The following is a 14658-nucleotide window of genomic DNA, read 5'->3' as shown; positions in this document are numbered from 1 at the left end:
CCTTCCTATTAATCCATTCACTTACCGACTGGCACATACCCTGTCTTCTCCACAATTTCTTGCCCTTCATCGGACAAGACCCACTCAATGAACGCTTCGACGTGCGGGTTGTCGCTTCCTGCCGTTACGGCGTAAAATTCATTCGTGATCGGATAATCTCCCGACCGAATCGTGTCGACGGTCGGTTCGACACCATTCACGCAAAGCAGGCGAATTTTATTGTTTTTCACCATTTGTGTCGAGTAGTATCTGAATGTGTAGCCGATTGCATTTTTATGGTTTTTATAGTCGGACACTTCGCCGATGACCGTCCCCATAAGTGACATGACATCTTCTGTCGGCGGCTTCATGATCGGTGTGAAGCCCATGAAATTCTGCAGCGCTGTTTGACTGCCGCTATTTTCAGGACGCTGAAATGCGCGAATTCCCTCGTCTTTCCCACCGACATCTTTCCAATTCGTTATTTCCCCAGAATAAATCCCTTTTATTTCATCTTCCGTCAAGCTCTTGACCGGGTTTTTGGAATTGACAAAGAAGACGAACGCCTCTTTCCCGATCGGTGTCAGCTTCAGTTTCTTACCCACGCTTTCCGCTTGGTTCAGCTGCGTGGTGGATGGCCCTAAAGCGAAAATGATATCCGCCTTTCCGTTAATCAAGTTCGTATAAGCTGTTCCAGTCCGATTCGACATCACTTCGCTGTCATCAGGTTGGTACTCTTTTTCTGGATAAACAGCTTGTGCAAATGCTGCGTAAATTGGGTAAAGTGCTGTTGCACCGTCAATGATGGGCAAGTCATCCTCGATATTCAAGGAAGCAGGCTTTTCTAAGAATACAGCCTTTGTTTCCTTTTCAAATGGCTGGTATGCCGCTAATTCAACTTGGCCATCAGTGATAACAGGCCGTGTTTTTTCATAGACAGCAGGTATGGTGAACAGAAGCGATACTGCGACGAGAGACGCCGCACCGAGCCAGAAATACTTTTTATAGTTGAACAGTTCAAAGCGAGCCATAACAAGCATTGCACCGAATGATATGTATGCCGCGATGACGAGTGGAACAAAAAACCCCTTATTTGAAATAAATAATAAAATTGCAGCAATGCCTGCGAACGGAAATACTAACGCCCATATGAATAAAACTGATAACACACCCCAAACCGTTTGCAAGATCTCCCCCCTTTTGGCAACTCTCTCTTTCAAACAGTATACAATATTGCGGAAATAATTGGTGGAAGTTTGAGAACTAAAAAATGCCGAATGGAATAATTCATTCGGCAGGTGTAGTAGATTGCTTTTCATCATGTTCTAAAATTACGGAACAAGCAATTCTATATTTATTGAATAAAAACTCTGACTTCGCTATACTTACTGAACAAGGAGATGAGGCAATTGTGAATACGATATCAATTACAGGAAGAAAAAGAGAGTCTTATCGAGTAGAATTCGAGTATTCTTTACTATGGGAATGCGCTTTAGGAATTGCTGCTATTACCAATACGCCGCTATTGGATACGTTGGAGAGAGAGAAGGAGTTCGAAAGATTTGCTGATGAATTTTCTGCAAAACTAAAAACTGAACTTGCATATGTAGAGAAGAATAATACTTGGAAAAGCTTATTGCAGCTTTTACATGTATTTGAAGGGGATGATTTTGCCGAATTTACAAACTTCATTCAACAGTTATCAGTTGAAGAATTGGCCTATTACTGTTTTCCTTTTGTCGGCGATCACCTACAAGAAATAAGGAGGCAAGCTTCTCAAGGCAATGAGGATGCAGTATGTCTATTAAAGGAAGTTACGAAAGCTAATCATTTTTTTCCCGGTTATATCGAATTCATCCATCAGGTGGACGCAGATGAGTTAAAAAGGCATCTTCGAAGTGTCATGACTCTTTGGTTTGATCATGTCATTCAACCGCAATCAGAAAAAATAACGGGGATGCTTGAACGGGATTTAGCAGAAAAAAAGGCGATGAAAGAAGAACTGGCTGCTGAGGAATTTGTAGCTTGGGTGACAAATGGGACGGAATATGTTCCTGAACCGAGTGTTTATAGGGTTTTATTAATTCCTCAGATGACCTACCGACCGTGGACGATTGTTTCCGATCTGGAGGGCACGAAGGTGTTTTACTATCCGATTGCGAATACCAGCATCCATCCTGACGATCGATATCTCCCTGATTTCTTATTGCTCCAAAAATATAAAGCATTGGGAGATGAGGTGCGACTCCGCATGTTGAAATTATTATCTGAAAAGGATTGCACACTGAAAGAAATCACAGAGCAGCTTGATGTTGGCAAGTCGACTGCGCATCACCATTTAAAACTGTTGCGGGCGGCTTCCATCGTCGGTATCCAATCATCGAAATATACGCTGAAAGGAAATTCCATCGCTTCTTTAGCCAAAGAGTTGGAACTTTATTTCAATCAATGAAAACGAAAATAGCTAGCCACTCTTTATTGAAAAGTAGAAGCTTTGTGGCACTATGGGTAGGTAGCGCGGTTTCCGAATTAGGTGGCGCGTTCGGAACATTTTGCAACTCGGTATTAGTGTACGAGCTAACCGGATCCAAAATGGCGTTGGGCAGCATGTGGCTGCTGTACTATATCCCATCTATTCTATTGCAACTGATAAGCGGGCCATTTATAGACCAGTGGAGCAGGAAATGGATCATGGTTTTTGCTCAATGGACAAGGGTTATCATTTTCCTCGTGCCATTAGCAATCCTTTCTTTCGGCATGCTTGAAGTTTGGCATGTTTACGTAGTTCAGGTCGTCATCGGATTGATAACACCCCTCTATGTTCCAGCTAGTCATGCCATTATACCGACAATTGTTGCAAGGGAACAGCTCCCCTCTGTAAATGCTTTTCTTGACGGGACAACAAGACTTATGCTTTTCTCGGCTCCCATTTTAGGCGGGATTTTTATCGAATCAATCGGCGTACGTCCGACATTAACCATCGTCTGTATTTTACTGTTAGCGAGTGGTTTTACTTTATTATCCTTGAATGAAAAAAGAACTCCCCAAACGATTCGTAAAAGTTGGCTTGCCCAATTTCAGGAAGGGATTCACTATTTCTTTCGTCAGCGAACAATCGTGTGGTTAGGATTTTTTCTAGCATTTGTCCAATTTGGTGTCGGCGTCACAATGGTCATCAATCTTCCTTTCATTACGGATGTGCTAAAAGGAAATTATCAAGAGTACGGTCTTTTTATGGCCGGCTTTCCACTTGGCTATGTCATCGGTTCCTTCATCGTTGGTAAATTGCCTATTCTAAGCCGAAGAAAGTTAATGCTAGGTTCCCTTGTGATTGGTGGATGTAAATACATTGCCTTAGGAGTAACGCAAACGATTCCTTTAGCAATTCTTATCGAAACCGTTGCTGGAATTGCTATGGCCATCTTCAGTATCCATAACTTGTCGATTTGCCAACAGGCCATTCCAAATAAACTGATGGGGAGTGTAATGTCCGTACGGTTAGCAATTATTCGAACAGCTATGCCTCTTGGAATCCTTGCTGGCGGGATCATCAGTGAACTGTGGGGAATCCGTCCATTGTATATACTGATCGGCACAATCATCGTAGCCGTTTCACTAATCGGTATTACAGTTCCTTATTTCAAATTCATCGATAAGCCAACGGAGATGCTGGTGAGTAAATGAAAAAGGTGCCCGACAGAAATAATCTGTCAAGTACCTTTTAATAATCCGTCTTTTTTTATCACCCTCTCCGATAGAACATCCGGGTTATTATTAGAAAGTAAAAAAAGGAATAGCAAACGACCCAAGCGGCATCCATCCAAAAGCCTTTACCGATAAATAGTGCTTCATCTGTGAAATGAAGAAGAATTTGCGACACTGGCGGGAATGGAAGCAGTATCCATTTGAAGATAGCCGCTTTCTCGATAATTCCTTCTTGGGCAATCGAAATAGCAATGACCAGCATCGCCGATAACCAGGCAAATTTCTTGGATTCCATTTTTATATTGGAGAAAAACGAACCGACGATAATTCCGAAAACCGCAAAAAAAAGATGTCCATAAATCGCTTGGCTTATATGAACAAGCTGAGGTGTCTCCCTGAAGCTATTTATTAGCAAAGGATAAACAATCGCAATGATTCCTAAAATGGACGCAATAAGTAAACAAACAACCCATTTCCCCCATAAATAATCTCTTTTGCTTGGCAGTTGCACAAAGAGTAAATTCTTCTCACTTTCCCCTTCCAACGAAAAGACACTCATTGCCACCCATGTCATGACTAAGTATAGTGAAATGCAAGTAACCGCATAGCTGCTCATTATGGGAACGCCACTATACGTGTAGAAGAGAATGATCCAACCGATGAATAACGTGAGCGGTGGTATGAATGTCAGCGATCGAACATAACTGCTGAATTGGTAGCGAAAGAACCCCCAAACCATTACTTCAACTCCCTCACTTCTAAAATGGAACAGTTTTTCTGTAATAGTTCCCGTAGCACCTGATCACTTAAGTTCCCGGCAACCGTAAAGACCGCAATATTTCCGTCGTAGTGCAATTGACTGACAGGAAGACCTTTTAACTCTTCTCTCATACGGCATTCAACACGGATTCTTTTTTCCGGAACTATATTCCTTGTTTGAAGCGTGATTTCCCCGGTTTCAATCTGTAGAATTTCCTTCGCCAAATTTGTAACAAGAGTATCCTCATGGGAAGTGAAAACAATAGGTATTTGTTCTTCTTTTAGTAATTGTATGAAGACCTGTTGAGATTCTGCATCTAACCCTGTAAGTGGTTCATCCAATAATAAAAGATCTGGTTTCGTTAAGAGAGCTTGAATGATGCCTACCTTTTGCCTTGTTCCCTTTGAACATGCTTTAAGTGAAGTATGGAGAAACGGTTCTAAGCCGAACAGTTTGATATACTTCGCTAATTCATTTTCAATAGAAGCTCTCGAGGCACCCTGAAAAGAAGAAGTCAACAATAAATACTCTTTAACCGCGAATCGCAGACTCTCCGGAAAATGCTCAGGCACGTACCCGATTTTTTGAGCGCTTCCTTTTACTTTTCCGCTCGATGGTTCAGTGATCCCGGCCAAAATTTTGAGCAATGTGCTTTTACCCGACCCGTTTTTCCCACGTATTAATAACCTTGTATCACTGGAACATCCCAGCGAAATATTTTGCAAGATCTGTCGCCCGTCTATTTCCTTGCTGACTTGAACAGCTTCCAAAATGAAAGACATATGCACTCATCCCCTTTGCTTTGGCGCTTAGTCATTTAGCAAAAGTATACAGCATTTGGAAATGGCTGGTCTACGTTCATTTTTTTCGAAAGGCTATGCAAATAACAAAAGGTGCTGAACAGAAACAATCTGTCCGGCACCTTGTGATTATGCAGTTCCTAATTCTACTCCCAATTCCTTCAAATACTGTCTGTACGCGATGCTCATTCGGTCGCACACTAGCGAAAGTTCAACTTGGAGGTCTAGAGGCAGCTCCTCGGGCTTTTGGTTTTCCACAATCGGCTTGTCCTGCGCGAAAATCTCATCTTGGAACTTGATTATCGCTTCATCTGCAAGGCCTGTTTCATAATTGAAGGACAAAATGCCATATGCAACAGAGCGCTCCTTGTCAATTGGACGAACGGTCAATAAAATCGTCATTAATGTATCGTTTTCTTTATCTCTTTTCGTAAAGCTAACCGTAAACGGACGATGGATTTCATATGTGTAATACACGTATTTCGGAATTCCGGAACCATCGGGATCTGGTTGGAAAATTGCAATTTCATCCGTATAGATGCGGTCTCCGTCTTTATTCACTTTATAGTCCATCACTTCACGATGCGTTTCCGTTCCTAATGCGCCAACATGTACGACAGCAAGATGACCGACGTCAAGGAAGTTTTCAATGATCCGCGGCGGCTTTGCGACAACCTCTTGCGGTCCCCAAATGACGTTATGGTAACTATCATCCGCCATCGGTTTGTAGTCGAACATCTCCGGTTCATTCCCCGCAAAGTTCACCCAAATCAGGCCATATTTCTCGATACAGCTATATGATGATGCTTTCGCTTTTTTCGGTATCGCTCTTCCTTCAGGCAACTGTGGAATATGGACACAAGCTCCTGAATCATCATATTCCCATGCGTGATACGGACAGACAAGACAATCATTCTTCACTTCGCCAAGCGACAACGCAGCCCCCCTATGGATGCACAAATCCTTGAATGCATGAACACCTTTACTGTTACGGAAAATAGCGAGGCGCTCCCCCATCAATACGACTTGAATCGGCTTTTCTTGAACATCCTCCGAGCGGCAAGCGACAATCCAATCTTCCAGCAATACTTGATCTTCTACCATTTCGACTTCCTCCCGACTTGTTTTCGTACTCTCATTTTACTCAATGAATAAAGGATACGTCAATACAAAATACGAATGAATTACAATAACTCATTAAAAATAGTTCGGTTTTTATATACAAAATCCGATTATTCGACTATAATTCAATTAAAATAATCCAACACACGAAAGTGGGGAAATTCATTGTGGAAAAGAATAAGGGAAACGGAATTATAATTGGCGTTAATGATAAAGTACGGGCGCCAAAAGCATTCGTTCTAGGATTACAGCATGTGCTTGCAATGGATTTATATATTGCTCCTATCATTATTGCGGGGCTGCTTTCATTAACAGTCGAAAATACAGCATTTTTCGTTCAAATGTGTTTTTTAGCGACAGGGATCGCGACGTTGATCCAAACAGGGGCTGGTATCAAAATGCCTGTCGTTCAAGGCCCTTCTTACGTACCGATCGGTGCTATCGCGGCAATTGGCGGAAAGCTGGGGCTTGGCGCAATTGCAGGAAGCTTGATTCCTGGGGCGATTTTGGTTGCCTTGCTCGGTTATCCGCTAAAATGGTTTGCCAAAGCGGTGAGGAAGGTGATACCACCACTCGTCGGGGGGACCGTTATTATCATCGTCGGGATCGCTTTAATGCCGATCGGATTGAATAACATCTTTCTTGCGGAAGGCAATATCGGAGAGAACATTATCGTTGCTTCGGTTTCAGCAGCAATTGTTATCATATGCATGCTACTGGGGCGTAGACTTGGAGGACTCGGTACGTTTTTCCGCCTTGTATCCGTTATTCTGGCGATTGTAGGCGGAATTATAACAGCAAGTTTCTTCGGTACGGTCGATTTCAGTCCCGTCAAAGAGGCCGCATGGTTTTCGTTGCCTTCGTTATTGCCATTCGGAAAGCCGATCTTTGATATGGGAGCCATCATTTCCATGATTTTTGTTTATTTGATCATCTTAATCGAAACGACGGGAACATGGTTCGTTGTTTCTTCCGTTACTGGGGAAGAATTGGATGAAAAACGGTTGAATCGCGCTTCCGTCGGTGAAGGGCTTGGCTGTTTCGCAGGGGCGCTTGTCGGCAGCACGCCGATGACCGGATATTCCTCAAATGCGGGGCTGCTTGCCATTACAGGTGTCGCAAGCCGGACTGTCATAATGGTAAGCGGTGGAATTCTCGTCTGCCTTGGGCTTGTCCCGAAACTGTCTACAGCGATTACATGCATTCCGGAACCTGTCATTAACGGCATCTTCGGCATCGTCTGCGTTGCAATCGTTACAAATGGCATGAAAGTTATCCAGCCGATTATGATCGACGACCGCAACATGATGGTTATTGGGATTCCAATTTTATTGACGATTGCGGTTACAGTTTTGCCGAAAGAAGCGCTTGCAACTGTTCCTGACTGGGCGAACTATATTTTATCTTCTGGCATTACCGTCGGCGCGTTGGCGACTGTGCTGTTGAACTTGATCATTCCGCTGAATAAGGCGAAAGAGTAGATAGCTTATACTAATAAAACCGGCGAAGGACAATCGATGTCCTTTCGCCGGTTTTTGATAGGTGTTAGATTTTCTTTGGGCATGGAACTGCTCGCTTTGGACTCGCGACTGACTGCTTTGAGCGCGTGACAGCCCGCTTTGGACGCGGTACCATTGACTTGGACGCGCGACAGCCCGCTTTGGACGCGGTACCATTGACTTTGGACGCGCGACAGCCCGCTTTGGACGCGGTACCATTGACTTTGGACGCGCGGCAGCTCGCTTTGGACGCGATTCAAACAAACCAAGAACTTACCCCAAAATATCGCTTACCCTTCCGACTTGCCCATCTTCCAGCCGCACTTTAATGCCATGCGGATGGAAGCTTGAGTTGGTTAATAAATCTTTGACGATGCCTTCCGTTTTCACGCCTGTTCGTTGATCCTTCTTTAGAATGACAGCGACTTTCAATCCTGGTTTCACATCACTTCGGTTTCGTCCGTCCATCTTTCACGCTTCCTCTCTTTTCTGAAACATACTTTGCGCGACGTGAGCTTGCCCTGTATGTTGCAAGCCCTCTTCACGATTCACTTCTCCGACATAGAAGTGCTTAATGAAATAGCCATCGAACTTTTTCAGCATGTCCGCTGGATCCACAAGCATCGCCGCATTCCCTGGTCCGCCCGTGCCAAAGCGAAGCTGCTCTTTCGTGTATAGTTCGCTTATATAATAGCCACCCGGCTTCAGCGTCATTTGAATGCCTTCCATTGTCCTATCCATGATATCCGGCGGTAAATGTCCAAACACATGGACAATTGCATCCCATTGTTCTGCTTCCCACTCTACTTCCGCTAAATCACGAAGCTCTGTCTTTACGGAAACCCCTTGTTCCTCTGCCAGTTGTCGAGTCTTATTCAGTCCAGATTGCGCGAAGTCCCAAGTCGTCACGTCATATCCGAGAGAAGCCAAGTAAACGGCGTTCCGTCCTTCACCTTCAGCGATGCAAAGCACCTTTCCTTTCGGAAGCATGCTCGCCGCCTCGACGACAAACTGATTTGGCTCTTTTCCATAGATATACTCTTCCGCGGAAAAACGCTCATGCCAATAATTCCCCATTCAGCATCCGTCCTTTGCATTTTCCCCCAGTGTATCATATTGAACCGAGGACCTCGGGGATTCTGTTCCGCCGGCATTCACCCCCATACATTCAAAATTGTATTTAGATCATCTTCATAGGGAATAAACTCTATATTTGTATAACCATTTGCATTTGCCCGCTCATGAAGACGATGAATTAGCTGTTGATCTTTTGCAAGAATCCATACATACGACGAGTCGATCACTATAAGTGAAAATTGGCAGGAACTTTCCACGTAGTCTTCGAGCACTTTTACTTCTACAATGCTTTCTTTTGTCGGAAAGGCTTTTAAATCCGTAAAAATAAGATAGGACACTGTTTCGGCAATATGATTTAAAAATGAGCGGCCATCCATAATTGTTTCCTGAAAAAGCGGCACGGTCAAGGAGCCGTTTTCTACTTGATATGACTCTACTAGATCAATGAACCAATGCCAGGATGGATCTGCAATACCCGTCAGGATATCAGACAAAGGTTTACCATGTGCATTTTTTATTCTAAAAGCCAGCCCACGCATTTCCTCACCCCTTCAACTACTATGACAATCAATTGTACAGTTCGCCTTCCGACGACATCAATCCTTTAATTAGAAGAATGAATCCAATAACCCGTTAATTATTCACAACAAAATCTCCAAACTATGAAATTATCCTCAAGTCCAACCCGTTATACTATATGAAACACAAAAAGACATGCGCATGTCCGTTTCGGTTAGGAGGTAACTATGGAACAGGAGCAGCTTTGGATACAGCAAGTGTTGGCGGGCGACAAACAAGCCTATGCACACATTATCAACAAATATAAAAATCAATTATATGCAACCATTTTGCGGATGACGAAAAATCCGCAAGACGCACAGGACCTCGTCCAAGATGCGTTCATTAAAGTGTACCGCAATCTTAGAAAGTATGATGCAAGCGGCTCATTTTCCGGCTGGCTCTACCGGGTTGCCATCAATCATTGCATGGATGAATTCAGAAAGAAACGGTACTCGATGACCCAAATCGAGATAGACGAAGAAAGAGTAGTCGAACCGAATCATCCTGAATTGGTTTTTCTGAAGAAGGAGAAAAGCCGACAATTGGAGCGGCTCATCGGGACATTGCCAGAAGACGAACGGCTCATCATTCTTCTTCGTTATGTAAATGAAATCAGTTACGAGGAAATCGGTGAAGTGATGGATGTACCCTTATCAACGGTGCGCAATAAACTGCATCGGGCTAAGAAAAAAATGAGAGAAACGGTGAAACGTGAAGGAGGATATTTTCATGAACTGTCCAACGGCGGATAAGCTATCACAATTTGTAGATGAGTTGTTGCCAAAAGAAGAGTTGGCTGAAATTGAAGTGCATGTACAGTCGTGCACGTCCTGTGGAAAAGTTGTGAATGCATATCAAGAGGAGCAGCACTTTATTGAAGAAACATTGCAGACACCTACACTGTCTGAGAATTTCACAGATCTTGTCCTGGATCAGTTGGAGCCATATGGGAAGGCTCACAAACCTAGGCGCAAAGCTACTTGGAAACGAGTTGCAATTTCAGCTGCAGGTGTAGTTTTGGCAATAGGCATCGGAGCAACCGTTAATCCGAGTTTCGCACAATTCATTGGTGGGCTGTTCTCGACCGACCAAGTCGACGATGGATTGAAAATAGCAGCGGAATCTGGGTTGACGCAACGGGTAGATTTGGCGGTTGAGGATCAAGGGCTGACGTTTGTTGTGGAAGACGTCATTGCCGACTCGTCAAGGGTCTCGCTTTCTTACAAAGTGTTGAATAAAAATGGAAAACCGCAAGATACGTATTTAAACATGGCAGATTCTGAAAACGATATAACAGCCACCGACCAAAACGGAAACGAATTGGATGGAATAGGAACTGGATGGCAAGAAGGAAGTGATTATGGAAACGTCGAATTTTCGCTGCGCGATCAAGACAATATAGAAAAAATCACAATTCAATTTAACTTAGTGGAGTTGAATGGCGTGAAAGGCTACTGGCAGTTGGAAGTCCCTGTCGACTTGCATGAGAACCGCAAACTGACAAAAATAGCGGATTTGAAAGATGCATCTGCTGTCCATCATGGTGTCCAAATCGATTTGAAGAAACTGCAGACAGCGCCTTCTTCCATTGAACTATTTTATGAGACTGCCTTCACAAAAGACGAACGGAAAAAGTCTGAAGAGGCAAAACGCAAGTTCGAGGAAATGTTCGGCAAAGAAAGCATGGATTCGCTTGTCTTTGGAAATAACACCTCAATTGCCTACCATATCGAAAATGCGAAGGGTGACGTCATTTACTCCAGCTGGAGCTCAACCAATTCAGAAACCGGCATGCTGCAAGGTACTGGCCAGGATATCAGCTCCACAGGAGGCACGTCTTGGATTGATTCATTCGTCCCTAAAGGCGAGGACCAACTGACCTTTGTATTGAACGGCGTCTATAAAACGGAGCCAACGGAACTTTCCCTTACATTTAAACCGGAAAACATAAAAAAACAACCGGTATCGTTCGACTACAAAGGAAATCATTTAACAGTCAAAAGCGTGAAAATGCCCCTTTTCGGCGAGGATAAATCAGTCGTCCTCAAATTGGAAGGTGGCATGGACTCTCTTGATGCGGACTTCGGCAGCTGGATTGCTGTAGATGGTAAAGGCAATAGCTACCCCGCTAACTTCAGCGGTTCCATTTTAGATGAAAAAGACGGGAACGGCCGCCACATAACAACAATGGACATGCAATTGGACGGATTGGAGGAAGTACCAGAGGAATTGACGTTGTATCTTGTCTCGAAAATGAATTATTACCCTGTTGAGGAGCAATGGAAAGTTCCGTTGACTGGCAAAAACTAAACAAAATTGCATTGGCCGCATGCACACTTCATCAATGTGTGCACGCGGTCTTTTGTTGTAGTTTGGAACTAGTAGTATATGATTTATGTAAGTTTCGTTACCGATTTTATGAGGATGCGTCTAAGTAAGTAACAAGCGAGGTGAACGATTTGTCGAGTGAAGCGTGGTTTGATGAATATTATGATGCCGTCTACAGTTACATCCTCATGCTCGTGAAAGATTCCCATACAGCCGAGGACCTGTCTCAAGAGACGTTTATGAAAGTTATCCGGAATGAACATCAATTCAAGGGGGACTCCCTCGTCAAAACATGGATTTTCCGTATCGCCTACACGACGACGATGAGTTATTTCAGAAAGAAGAATCCTATAACGTATTATTTTGATCTTCATACACTTAATACCAAGCACGAACGATCATCAGAAGAGATTGCCCTACTTAATTCACAGCAAAAACAATTTTACGAAGCGCTCAACCAATTAAAGCCAAGTTACCAGCAAGTCATTATCCTTCGGAAAATCCAAGGGTTTTCGACGAATGAAACATCAGCCGTTCTTAATTGGTCGGAAGGAAAAGTGAAAATGAGCCTATCGAGGGCACTTGCCGCGTTCAAAATAGAATTAGAGAAAGGTGGTTTTACGGATGAAACACTTATCCGATGATGACATAGCACAAGAGTTGGAGAAGCTTGGCCAAGCGTTTCGACCTTCTTCCGAGCAAAAAGAAAAAATGCGCCAACGAATTTCCATACAGACACACCCTATTAAATCGTTTCGAGTTAGTAAATTGCTTCCCACTTTCCTTTCAGTAATCGTTTTGCTTTCAGTCGGCTTCGGTCTGTATACCAGTCTTGGAGAATCCAAGTCGGCGAATGTTACCGCCTCATGGAATCAATTGGCAATGCAACAATTAAGCCACACGAGTGAAACATATTACGTACTATTATTTGACGGATCTAAATTGACAATTGAAGATTATTATATTAACAACCCCGAATTAGCGGCAATGTTTAATTTTAAAATTAACGAACCCCTACTAGTGCCGGGCACGTACGAAAATTTCACCGTCAAGCAAAAAGGGAATACGTATACCATCAAGGTCAGTGGAGAAGGTGGATTCACTTACAAATTGGAGAAAAAGGGGCCACGAATCTTCGTTGGTGAAGACGGCATCGAGTACCATACTTGGAGGTATTTAGAAGAGGTAATTACTGATATGGCCACCACCGAACGTTTGGAAATCGCACCACAATCCGAACATACATTTTTGATTGAATGGGGATCCGATTCAATGGATAGGGGTAATCATGATTTCGAATTCCATGAGCATGGGCAGCTTGTCGTTTCAACTGATTTCGACGAACTAAAGCGGGGGCAAGCCGTTTATTATCATATGCCGTCCTCCGTCATCGCCCAGAATCCGGCCGTTCCTGAAAAGTATATCGGAAGAGTTGTCGGATTACCCGGTGAAACAGTCGAAATTAAAGGCGGCCAAGTGTATATCGACGGAAAGAAGCTTGATACGTTTTATGGGAAAGCAACTATGCAAGGCTTAAGCGAGGAAGAGTATTTCAATAAGACACCACGCAGTGCAATTGTAAATGAAAAATCAACTCAAGAGTACTTCAATACGAACATGGCAGCGGTAACTGTAGAAGAAAATACGGTGTTCATTCTCGTAGATCAATGGTGGCGAGGATACGATAGCCGCGAGTACGGTCCTCTGCCGGTCGAAGAGATTGAAGGGATTATTACCGGTACCGCCGAATGATGTGATATAAATGGAGGAAAAGACATTGGGGGATGTTCATGAAGCTTTATTCAGTCAAGCTCTTGTTGGAATCAACCGTCATACCAAATGAATATTCATCAAAAACGTTCGAGGAAACGATTGTGTTACTCCGGGCGTCCGGTCAGGACGGTATCGAAACGAAAATCCGTGGCCATTTCGTGGATCTCACGTATGAAAATGCAGTTGGCGGACAGACGACCTGGAGTTTTGTCACCCTTCTCGATGTGTTTGAAGTAGTTGACCACTTTGATGGAGATGTTGACTTCAAGGAAGTGTACAGCCGCTTTTTACCGTTTGACGAACCTATGACAGCGGGCGAGGTCATTGAGAAATATTCATTGGATAAATAAGCAGGAATGGAAAATGGAGCAGTGCCAATTTGGCTGTCTGCTCCGTTTTTTCATGTCACCACCATCTCATCCAGATAAACCGCCTGAAGATGGGATGAAACCGCCTGATGGTTCCGCCACGATTTTGTCACAATCCCCTGGCGCCCTTCCCTATCAAGCTTTCTCCCGTCCTACCCTACCAAACGACATATCTTATCCATTGACGTTAATTAGTAGACCCCCTAAACTATGTATATTAGTTGAGGGGGTCTACTATATTGAGAGAGAAACTGGAAGAAGCAATTGAGTTGTTTCAGGAAGTGTTAATTTACGGATCCGAGCATGTTGTAAAGTCGGTCAATGTCGATGTTTGGGATGAATACTCGCCTGAGCAGATTCAAGTGCTGAAAATACTTTCGACGCAAGGTCCGTTATCAAATGGTAAGTTGGCCGAAATACAAGGAGTGCATAAGAGCGCCATTTCGACCCGATTGAAGAAGTTGGAGGAAAAAGGACTTGTCGCCTCTGATAAAGATCCGAATGATCAACGCGCCAAAATTGTACAATTGACCACTTCAGGAGAAGAAGTTCTCAGAAAGTCCGACGAAGCCGTTTATGAGAGCATCGAGAAGCTTTTCGTTGGAAAAGTCGAAGAACATGAGATTGATACGTTCGTTAACACGTTTCGTAAATTGAAAGATATTTTACATATGAAAGGAATGTAA

At 43.5% G+C, this 14658-nt stretch carries 16 protein-coding genes; 9 read left to right on the top strand and 7 right to left on the bottom strand.

Annotated elements, in window-relative coordinates; genetic code table 11:
• Positions 1-17: 17 nt before the first annotated feature.
• The gene (locus AWV70_RS07060) at positions 18-1166 is read right to left on the bottom strand and encodes a PstS family phosphate ABC transporter substrate-binding protein (RefSeq protein WP_235588566.1); all 1149 of its coding nucleotides are present in this window, start codon (positions 1164-1166) and stop codon (positions 18-20) included.
• A gap of 224 nt (positions 1167-1390) precedes the next feature.
• Between AWV70_RS07060 and AWV70_RS07055 the strand changes: the two genes are divergently transcribed.
• Positions 1391-2431, top strand: coding sequence for an ArsR/SmtB family transcription factor (locus AWV70_RS07055; protein ID WP_060205576.1), 1041 nt, complete (start codon positions 1391-1393; stop codon positions 2429-2431).
• Positions 2428-3663, top strand: coding sequence for an MFS transporter (locus AWV70_RS07050; RefSeq protein ID WP_060205574.1), 1236 nt, complete (start codon positions 2428-2430; stop codon positions 3661-3663). The genes AWV70_RS07055 and AWV70_RS07050 overlap by 4 nt, the downstream gene beginning before the upstream one ends.
• A 58-nt stretch (positions 3664-3721) precedes the next feature.
• Here the strand turns inward: AWV70_RS07050 and AWV70_RS07045 are convergent, their stop codons facing one another.
• The 3 genes from AWV70_RS07045 to AWV70_RS07035 all read right to left on the bottom strand — a co-directional run bounded on the left by AWV70_RS07045 (position 3722) and on the right by AWV70_RS07035 (position 6348).
• On the bottom strand, positions 3722-4423 hold the full coding sequence (locus tag AWV70_RS07045; protein WP_060205572.1) for a hypothetical protein: 702 nt from the start codon (positions 4421-4423) through the stop codon (positions 3722-3724).
• Positions 4423-5226, bottom strand: a complete 804-nt coding sequence (locus AWV70_RS07040) for an ATP-binding cassette domain-containing protein (protein ID WP_060205571.1) — start codon at positions 5224-5226, stop codon at positions 4423-4425. Before AWV70_RS07040 ends, AWV70_RS07045 begins: the two co-directional genes overlap by 1 nt.
• Before the next feature lie 147 nt (positions 5227-5373).
• Positions 5374-6348, bottom strand: a complete 975-nt coding sequence (locus tag AWV70_RS07035; protein ID WP_060205569.1) for an aromatic ring-hydroxylating oxygenase subunit alpha — start codon at positions 6346-6348, stop codon at positions 5374-5376.
• 182 nt (positions 6349-6530) lie between these two features.
• On the opposite strand from AWV70_RS07035, the gene AWV70_RS07030 reads away from it, so the two are divergent.
• Positions 6531-7847, top strand: coding sequence for a solute carrier family 23 protein (locus AWV70_RS07030; RefSeq protein ID WP_060205906.1), 1317 nt, complete (start codon positions 6531-6533; stop codon positions 7845-7847).
• Between the two features lie 291 nt (positions 7848-8138).
• Here the strand turns inward: AWV70_RS07030 and AWV70_RS07025 are convergent, their stop codons facing one another.
• From AWV70_RS07025 to AWV70_RS07015, 3 genes are all read right to left on the bottom strand, one after another.
• Complete coding sequence (locus AWV70_RS07025; RefSeq protein ID WP_060205566.1) at positions 8139-8333, bottom strand: YwbE family protein; 195 nt, start codon at positions 8331-8333, stop codon at positions 8139-8141.
• 3 nt (positions 8334-8336) lie between these two features.
• A complete protein-coding gene (locus tag AWV70_RS07020) occupies positions 8337-8942 on the bottom strand; it encodes a class I SAM-dependent methyltransferase (protein ID WP_060205565.1) in 606 nt (201 codons plus the stop codon).
• A 77-nt stretch (positions 8943-9019) separates the two neighbouring features.
• The gene (locus tag AWV70_RS07015) at positions 9020-9481 is read right to left on the bottom strand and encodes a DUF2691 family protein (RefSeq protein ID WP_060205563.1); all 462 of its coding nucleotides are present in this window, start codon (positions 9479-9481) and stop codon (positions 9020-9022) included.
• A gap of 207 nt (positions 9482-9688) precedes the next feature.
• Here AWV70_RS07015 and AWV70_RS07010 point away from each other — a divergent pair, with 207 nt between their 5' ends.
• The 6 genes from AWV70_RS07010 to AWV70_RS06985 all read left to right on the top strand — a co-directional run bounded on the left by AWV70_RS07010 (position 9689) and on the right by AWV70_RS06985 (position 14658).
• Positions 9689-10255 (top strand): RNA polymerase sigma factor, encoded by a 567-nt coding sequence (locus tag AWV70_RS07010; protein WP_060205561.1) that lies wholly within the window; start codon positions 9689-9691, stop codon positions 10253-10255.
• Positions 10233-11813: a DUF4179 domain-containing protein gene (locus AWV70_RS07005; RefSeq protein ID WP_060205559.1), complete on the top strand. Its 1581-nt coding sequence runs from the start codon at positions 10233-10235 to the stop codon at positions 11811-11813. The genes AWV70_RS07010 and AWV70_RS07005 overlap by 23 nt, the downstream gene beginning before the upstream one ends.
• A gap of 140 nt (positions 11814-11953) precedes the next feature.
• Complete coding sequence (locus AWV70_RS07000; RefSeq protein ID WP_060205556.1) at positions 11954-12475, top strand: RNA polymerase sigma factor; 522 nt, start codon at positions 11954-11956, stop codon at positions 12473-12475.
• A complete protein-coding gene (gene lepB, locus AWV70_RS23395; protein ID WP_060205554.1) occupies positions 12456-13583 on the top strand; it encodes a signal peptidase I in 1128 nt (375 codons plus the stop codon). Before AWV70_RS07000 ends, lepB begins: the two co-directional genes overlap by 20 nt.
• A gap of 38 nt (positions 13584-13621) precedes the next feature.
• The gene (locus AWV70_RS06990; protein ID WP_060205552.1) at positions 13622-13954 is read left to right on the top strand and encodes a DUF4288 domain-containing protein; all 333 of its coding nucleotides are present in this window, start codon (positions 13622-13624) and stop codon (positions 13952-13954) included.
• 257 nt (positions 13955-14211) lie between these two features.
• Entirely contained in the window at positions 14212-14658 is a 447-nt protein-coding gene (locus AWV70_RS06985) for a MarR family winged helix-turn-helix transcriptional regulator (protein ID WP_060205550.1), read from the top strand.

It is taken from the genome of Sporosarcina koreensis (assembly GCF_001531445.1).
Lineage (GTDB): Bacteria > Bacillota > Bacilli > Bacillales_A > Planococcaceae > Sporosarcina > Sporosarcina koreensis_C.
Note: the sequence above shows the minus strand (reverse complement) of the source record. Positions and strands in the feature narration are given on the sequence as shown.